This window comes from Nguyenibacter vanlangensis, assembly GCF_013376155.1.
Taxonomy (GTDB): domain Bacteria; phylum Pseudomonadota; class Alphaproteobacteria; order Acetobacterales; family Acetobacteraceae; genus Gluconacetobacter; species Gluconacetobacter vanlangensis.
This window is the reverse complement of sequence record NZ_JABXXP010000112.1, coordinates 1-7,138: the sequence shown is the minus strand read 5'-3', so window position 1 is coordinate 7,138 and position 7,138 is coordinate 1. Positions and strand designations below refer to the sequence as shown.

The window sequence follows — 7,138 nt, the reverse complement described above, 5'->3', positions numbered from 1 at the left end:
CGGGACAATGGCTGTGCGTGGGGCTGTGCGTGGGGCTGTGCGTGGGCGGACGACGCCCGGGCGGGGTGGGCGGCGTGGGCCGGGTTCCCGATGATTATGCGGCCTATCTGCTGATCGGCGACGAAACCGCCCTGCCGTCCATTGCCCGATATCTGGAGGACATGCCGCCCGGCGTGCCCGTCCAGGCGCTGATCGAAATCGCCGACGCGCGGGAGGAGCGCCGCCTGCCCACGGCGTCCGATGCCGCCATTACCTGGCTGCATCGCGACGGCACCCCGGCGGGCCTTTCGACCCGGCTGGACCAGGCGCTGCGCCACCTTACCCTGCCCTCGACCGATATCCACGCCTGGATCGGCGCGGAATGGGACGTGGCCCGCCGGCTGGAAGCCTACCTGCGCACCGAAGAAGCCATCCCCCGGCACCAGATCCGCGCCGCCGGCTATTGGCGGCGCGGCATTCCGGCCGGCGGGCAGGGCCGCGACATAACCGAAACTCCTTCGCCGTCAGTTGGGCGCCGCCAGTTGGGGGGCTTGGGTCAATGGGCGATAGAATTTCGTGAATACTTTTCGAAAAATAATATCGACGAGTTTAAGATTGAATTTTGAAAATAGACCCGTCGCGATATTACAAGAAAATATCCATGGGGGCGCGGGGCTCCGGCGTCCTGCCGGGCCGCCACCAGCCTGGGGAGCAGGTCGAATTTCGTCAGCACACCGCCAAAAGCAAGGATCGCGAGCGCGGTGCGCATCCACGCCAGAAACGTGCGTTCATTGGCTGCGTGACCGGTATAGCGCGAGATCATGGCGCGTTTCCATTCACAAGCATCTCCGCAACCTCTTTCGCTTGGCAACGAATTTCTGGAATCGCGATCGACTCCAGCAGGACGCCCTGCCGTGCTGGCCCCACGACGAACAGATCGTCAGCAATCTTGCCCGCATGGTCGATCAACGCGCCGTCCGGCGTGCAGGACAGGCCTGCGTCCCCGAAACCCGGCATGATCTCGCCCTGTTCGAACAGATCGTGCAGAAGCGGCGCATCGACACGTTTGTATTTCAGGCTCGGACCGGTGCAATTGATGACATGTGCCGCACGAAGGCTGAACTCTTCTTCACCCGCCACAGCCGTAATCGTCAGGCCATCGTTATCGGGCGCGATCGCGGTGACCCGGCCGTCCAGAACGCGCAACGACCCGGCGCGACGCTCCTGATCCAGGATGTCGGCGATATGCGCCGCCATACGGTGCCGCACGACTTCCCAGCGCCGCAGCAGATGCCGCTGAAAGCGGATTTTTTCCGCGTCCGGCAACATAAGCCAGAGCGCATTGGTGACGGAGCGCATGCTGTCCACAGCCGCCCGCCAGTCCGCGCCGCGCTTCAGCGCCCCATGGAACGCGCGCAGATAGGCGCGCGCGGTGGGCTCTATACCGCCGGGCGTAAAGACCGGCGCAGGCAGAGGCGTGTAGTCAGCATGACGTTCAGGGAACAACCCGCGTCGCGACAGCGCCGTCACCCGGCCACGATGACCGTTTTCCCGCAGGCGCAACAGCACGTCGACCGTGGTCAGCCCTGTCCCGATCACCGCCACCTCGTCATAAACGGCGATCCCGGCGAAGACCCGCTCGGCCCAGGCGTTGTGGCGATAACGCCCCGTCACGTCGAGCTCCGGCGGGATTCCAGGCAGGCGCGCCGGATCGAAATGCCCGCAGCCAAGCACCACCCTGCCCGCGTGGATCTTCCGCCCGTCGGCGAGCGTGATCTCGAACCCGCGGTCCAGCCTGCGACAAGCCACGGCCGCCTGTCGTTCGTGTTCCGGCGCTGCGATGGAATAGAGATTGCGCAGGTAAAGGCCATAGATCGCACGCGGCACGAACTCCCCCGGCGCAACGGAACCGGGCGCGTTGTCATGCAACCACCTCAGGAAATGGTCTGGATCGTCTGGATCGGCGCTCATGCCCTTCGCCGCCACATTCAGCAGATTCTGGAGTGACGGCGTTGAATAGGCCAACCCGAACCCCGGCCGTTCGGAAGGATCGATCACGGTGCAGGTTACGCCATGACGTACGGCCAAGTTCCACGCCGTCAGCGCGCCGCTCGCCCCCCCACCGATGATGACGATGTCGCGTATGTCTGTTTCGGTCATATTGCACATGCTCCTGCGACGCTGTTGCGCGCAGAATGATCCGCAGCGATCATGCGATCCAGAAGATTATATCGATCGGATCGTTCATATGAAACGAACGATTTGGCGCATTTACCCCCGCATACTCCGGCATCCGCGTCAGAAGCGTGGGGGGATCTCTAACTTAAATTTGGCCACCACCTGACGGCAGGCCGCCAACGTCCAGCCAGGATGCCGGCAGGAATGACCTCGCTTTCGGCCTTGTCCCGAACGGTCCATCTTATGGCCGAAAAATTCAATCGCCATTTCCCGCGCCGTGAAATCCTTCCGCAATCGCTCGGAGCCTGACCGGAACGTGGGCTGAGGGGCGAGAGTGCCGCGCGGCGGCATGTTCGGCATCTGTTTTCGCGTATCGGATCGCCGCCGGCGGACCGTTCCCGGGAACGATGTTTGCGGAGTTTCATTCGTATCGCACGTTAACAGCTCTGGTATCGTTCAGGCTTAATATTTCACATTCGGAATATTCTATTATCGACACCATCGCGGCATCGCCGAAATGTCGTGTTCACCGGCAGAGAGGGACAAAATGAACGATCACCCTGTTTTCATTCGCCACCGTTCTAGAACATCGTTTCTTTGTTTCGGTACGGCCATCGCCGGGTGCTTGTTCGCGGTGTCCTCGCCCCCTGGCGCGTCCGCGGAGACGACGGAAACGACGCAGCACCCCATGGTTCGAAAAGCCGACATGGCCAGGACGGCCTCCGCGCCGCGCGCGACGGTGGCGCGCGGCGGGAATGCCGCCACCTCCAAGGTGGGCGAGACGCTTCAGGTCAGCGGGGAGCGCGTGCGCAGCGCCGGGGCGGCGGTCGCGGTGACGCGCGCCGTCATGGACCGGTTCGTCGCCGGTACCAATCCGATGCAGATTCTCGCCTTGACGACGCCGGGGGCCAATTTCACCTCTGACGACGCCTTCGGCCTCGATACCTATGCCAACACATTTTATGTGCGCGGCTATAACCAGATGCAACTGGGCGCGACGCTGGACGGCATCCCTCTGGGCACCCAGGGATTCGTCAATACCAACGGCGTGTCGATTACCCAGGCCATCATCCAGGACGACCTGTCCGGCATGACGATGTCGCAGGGCGCTGGCGCGCTGGATATTTTTTCGGCGCAGACCCTCGGCGGGGCCATGACCTATGTCAGCTCCGATCCCAGGGATAAGGCGGGGGGCAAGGTCAGCCAGACATTCGGAAGCTTCGACGCCTATCGGACGTATGGCCGCGTCGATAGCGGCATCCTCAATCGTTCCGGAACGAAATTCTATGCGTCATTCGCGCGGACGAAGTCCAATCTGTGGAAAGGAATGGGGTATCAGAGCGAATTGCAGGCCGACGCGAAAATCGTGCAGCCCGTCGGCCCGCGCGGACAGGTCACGGCGTTCTTCGGCTATGGAAATTTCACCCAGGCCAATTACCTGACCGTCACGAAAAACATGTGGCGCCGGGAAGGACGCGATACCACCTACCTGAAGCCCGACTACGAAAAGGCCAAGCTCTGGGCGTATTATGCCCAGTACACGGCCGACGTCCCGCCCGGCTATCAGGGCGTTCTGTCCAACGACGAGATCGGCGATTATGCCTGGGACGGCGAGCAGATCCAGCGCACCTATCTGTCGTCGATCGCCGGGCATTTCGATCTATCCGACATGCTGCATTCGGATACGCTCGCTTACGGCAACGCCAACAGCGGCGTTTATGGCGGCACGAATAATTTCCTGACCTCGCCGAGCTATGGTCCTGTCACGCTTCTTCCGAACGGGACCGTGACCGGCGTGCCGATGGCCCTGCAGATGTCCCATGCGGGCATGCGGAGGATCGGATTTACGCAGAAATTCACCATCGAGGCCCCGCGCAACAACCATATCGACACCGGGCTCTGGTACGAAAACAACGCCTATACCTATGACCAGCGTCTTTATGAAGACTATCCGAACGCGGCGCATAATTCGCTCTCGGATTTCAAGGCCAGCCAGGCTCATACATGGTTCGAGGACAGCTTCAATACCAACAGTTTCCAGTTTTTCCTGCAGGATCGCTGGACCATCATCCCCGGCATGACCCTGCTGGGCGGTTTCAAGTCACTGATCCAGACGACGCATGGCGGAACCAAGCGGGACTTCACGCAGGCCTTGGACCAAGCGGGCTGGGATACCTATTATCGTCATGCGGCGAACGGTTCGCTGACCGCCGCTGCCGCCTTCCTGCCGCATTTCGAATTCGACTATCATTTCCTCCAGCATCACGAAGTCTACTGGGATATCGCCGAAAACATGCGGGCCTATGATTATTCGTCCCAACAGGTCAGCGGCCAGGCCTGGGGCGGACTGGGGAAGAACACGCCCGGCGCGACGGCGCAGGATGTGTTCGACGCGAGCAGGTCGACGCTGCGCCCCGAGACGACGTGGAATTATGTCGTCGGGTACAGGTATAATTCCAATCTCTTTTCTGGGGCCGTCGATTTCTATCATACAGACTACTACAACAGGCTTGCCGCCATCACGGAAGGCAGTTCGAACAACGCGAACAGCGCCTTCATGAATGTGGGACGCGAATCCATGAACGGTGTGGATGTGCTCGGCACCATTCGTCCGTTCAAGGGGCTGGAAATCACCAACAGCTTCAGCTGGAACGACGCCACCTATCTGAGTCGCGCGATCAATTATGGCGGCACGAATTACGACCTTGCGGGAAAGCACCAGGTTTATTATCCGAAGTTCATGTACAAGGCGAATTTGAACTACACCTGGCGCCGTGCGATGTTCAATTTCAACGTGAATTATGTCGGTGCCCGCCCGATGACATACCTGAACGACGAATATATCCCCGCCTATTGGCTGGCGAACCTGAATCTGGGCTATGATTTCGGGACCATCGGCTTCGCGCATCATTTACGTGCGACTCTCGGGATCACCAATCTGTTCGACGCGAATTATATCGGCGGCGTCTATGGGGCCGCTTCGGTGTCCGGGGATGACAACGCCAATCTGTTCATCGCCGCGCCGCGCGAAGCCTTCGGCACGATTGCCGCAGAATTCTGAGGACGGAGGCCAGGGACGGGCCGTGCGCCCGTCCTTCAGGACGCGCCCGTGCCCAGGGGATCGGCAAGCCTGGGCCAGTAATCGGGCGACCGGCGGGTATAGGGAATATCGCCGTACCGCACCGACGTCGTGCCAGGCGTGGCGACGTGGATGATGTCCCCGGCCACGGGCGCGAAGAGAGCGGCGAAATGGTTGAGGGATTTGACCATGACGGCTCTTTGCGTTCCAGGATCGAGCCCCAGCGCCGTCATGCAGAGCGGATCGAAGACCTGCGTCCGCAGGTCGTTGACGATCAGGTTGAGTCCATGCGCCTCGAGCCATACGGCGTTGCCCATCGGGAGTTCGACCGACCCGAAGCGTTGCCTCATCGTGGTGCCGATGGCCCTGACGCGGGCGCCCACGAGATCGACGGGGTGCCCCGATTGCGGGCCGCACTTGCCGCCCAGGCGCATGTCGAGACGTGCCCCGACGCCGGCCGCCATGCAGATCTCGACCACGACCGGGTCCCAGAACATCGCGAAGGCGATATTTTCCAGGCCCCGCGCCAGGGCGGCGTGCACCATGAACGTCGCATCGCCCGCGGCCCCGCCGCCGGGATTGTCGCCCGTGTCCGCGAGTACGAGGGGGGACCTGCCGCCGGGATAGGCCGCAATCCGCTCCATCGCGGCCTCGAGATCGAGAAAGCGGGGCGTGACCTGGTTGCGCAGCGCATAGAATCGGCGCCCGAAATGCTCCGCCGTCGCGCGGGCGACCGTCCGGCTCTTATCCGCGATCACCAGCATCTTCGCTCCGACATCGGGGACGTCGGCATGGGCAAAGCCATGCGCGAGCGAAACGGACAACACGCCCGGCATGTCGCGCTCGGCCGCGCGCATGGCGTCCACGAACCCGCGCATCGGTTGATTCTGCGTCGGGTACGAGGCGATCATCCGGCAGTCCCAGGTCGCCATGACCGGCCGTGCCGTGCCCCGCAGGGTCCTGATGCCGATCGCGAACAGGTCCGCCGCGGTGTCGTCGATGTCGGTATGGGGATATTCCTTGTAGAGTACCAGGGCATCGGCGGCCCCGACCATGCGATCGGTGAGATGGCAGTGCGGATCGAGCGTTGCGCCGAGAAACGTATCCGGGCCGGCCAGTGTCCTTGCGCGTTCGAGAAGATCGCCCTCCACGTCGTCATAGCCGTGCGCCAGGGCCGCGCCGTGCAGCGCGAGCAGGATCATCGCCGGGCGCGCCCGCGCGATGCCGTCGAGCAGACGGTCGCGCAGGTCCTCATAGACCGCGCGCGGGATGAAGCCCCCCGGTTCGGCGACCGCGCACAGGCCCTCATGCACCACGAACCCTTGCGCCCCGGCCATCCGGCGCCAGACCGCGAGTTGCGCGGAGCAACTGTTCAAGGGACGCGACGTGCCGTCCCCGAACGCAAGCGCGAACTGGGCGCGGCCTGTGGGAAGAGGCGAGAAACTGTTCGTTTCCGTGTCCATGCCGCCGATGAAGAGAGTCTTCATGAGCACCTCGCCGGGGACGCGTCGGACATTATCCGCCCGTCGGCGACGGTACAGGCGCGTGCGGCCAGCCGGAACAGGCCCATGCCCATCAGGGCGGCGGGAAGGGCGACCGTCGTGATCGACGCGGCCAATCCCGAGGGGCCGAGATAGACATGGTCGGCCAGCATGGCGGTTGCGGTGGTGCCGAAGCTAAGGCCGACGCTCATGTTGAAGACGGATATCAGGGCGAGTGCGACCCCCCGGGCCGCGTCGGGCGCCAGTTCCTGCACTGCGGTGATGCCGATCGCGCCGGCCGCGTTGGACATGACGATCCAGAGCATGAACAGGCCGATGGCCCAACCGGCGGCCGGCGCGAACAGGATTACCGCGCCGGGGGCCGCCAGCCCTGCCGCGACGATGGCGATCGGAAGGCGCG

6 protein-coding genes are annotated in these 7,138 nt (G+C 63.0%); 2 read left to right on the top strand and 4 right to left on the bottom strand.

What is annotated here, in order from left to right; all coding sequences use genetic code 11:
- The coding region (locus tag HUK84_RS07965) for a siderophore-interacting protein (RefSeq protein WP_176639815.1) at window positions 1-605 on the top strand (605 nt) is incomplete at its 5' end.
- Here HUK84_RS07965 and HUK84_RS07960 read toward each other — a convergent pair.
- Both HUK84_RS07960 and HUK84_RS07955 read right to left on the bottom strand, forming a co-directional pair.
- Window positions 536-802: a YidH family protein gene (locus HUK84_RS07960; protein WP_176639814.1), complete on the bottom strand. Its 267-nt coding sequence runs from the start codon at window positions 800-802 to the stop codon at window positions 536-538. The two genes, HUK84_RS07965 and HUK84_RS07960, sit on opposite strands and share 70 nt — an antisense overlap.
- On the bottom strand, window positions 799-2,139 hold the full coding sequence (locus HUK84_RS07955) for an FAD/NAD(P)-binding protein (protein ID WP_176639813.1): 1,341 nt from the start codon (window positions 2,137-2,139) through the stop codon (window positions 799-801). The genes HUK84_RS07960 and HUK84_RS07955 overlap by 4 nt, the downstream gene beginning before the upstream one ends.
- Window positions 2,140-2,704: 565 nt before the next feature.
- On the opposite strand from HUK84_RS07955, the gene HUK84_RS07950 reads away from it, so the two are divergent.
- Window positions 2,705-5,218, top strand: a complete 2,514-nt coding sequence (locus tag HUK84_RS07950) for a TonB-dependent receptor domain-containing protein (protein WP_176639812.1) — start codon at window positions 2,705-2,707, stop codon at window positions 5,216-5,218.
- A 35-nt stretch (window positions 5,219-5,253) separates the two neighbouring features.
- On the opposite strand, the gene HUK84_RS07945 is transcribed toward HUK84_RS07950, so the two are convergent.
- On the bottom strand, window positions 5,254-6,723 hold the full coding sequence (locus HUK84_RS07945) for a M81 family metallopeptidase (protein WP_176639811.1): 1,470 nt from the start codon (window positions 6,721-6,723) through the stop codon (window positions 5,254-5,256).
- A partial coding sequence (locus tag HUK84_RS07940; protein WP_218064273.1) for a hypothetical protein occupies window positions 6,720-7,138 on the bottom strand: 419 nt, incomplete at its 5' end. The genes HUK84_RS07940 and HUK84_RS07945, both read right to left, overlap by 4 nt.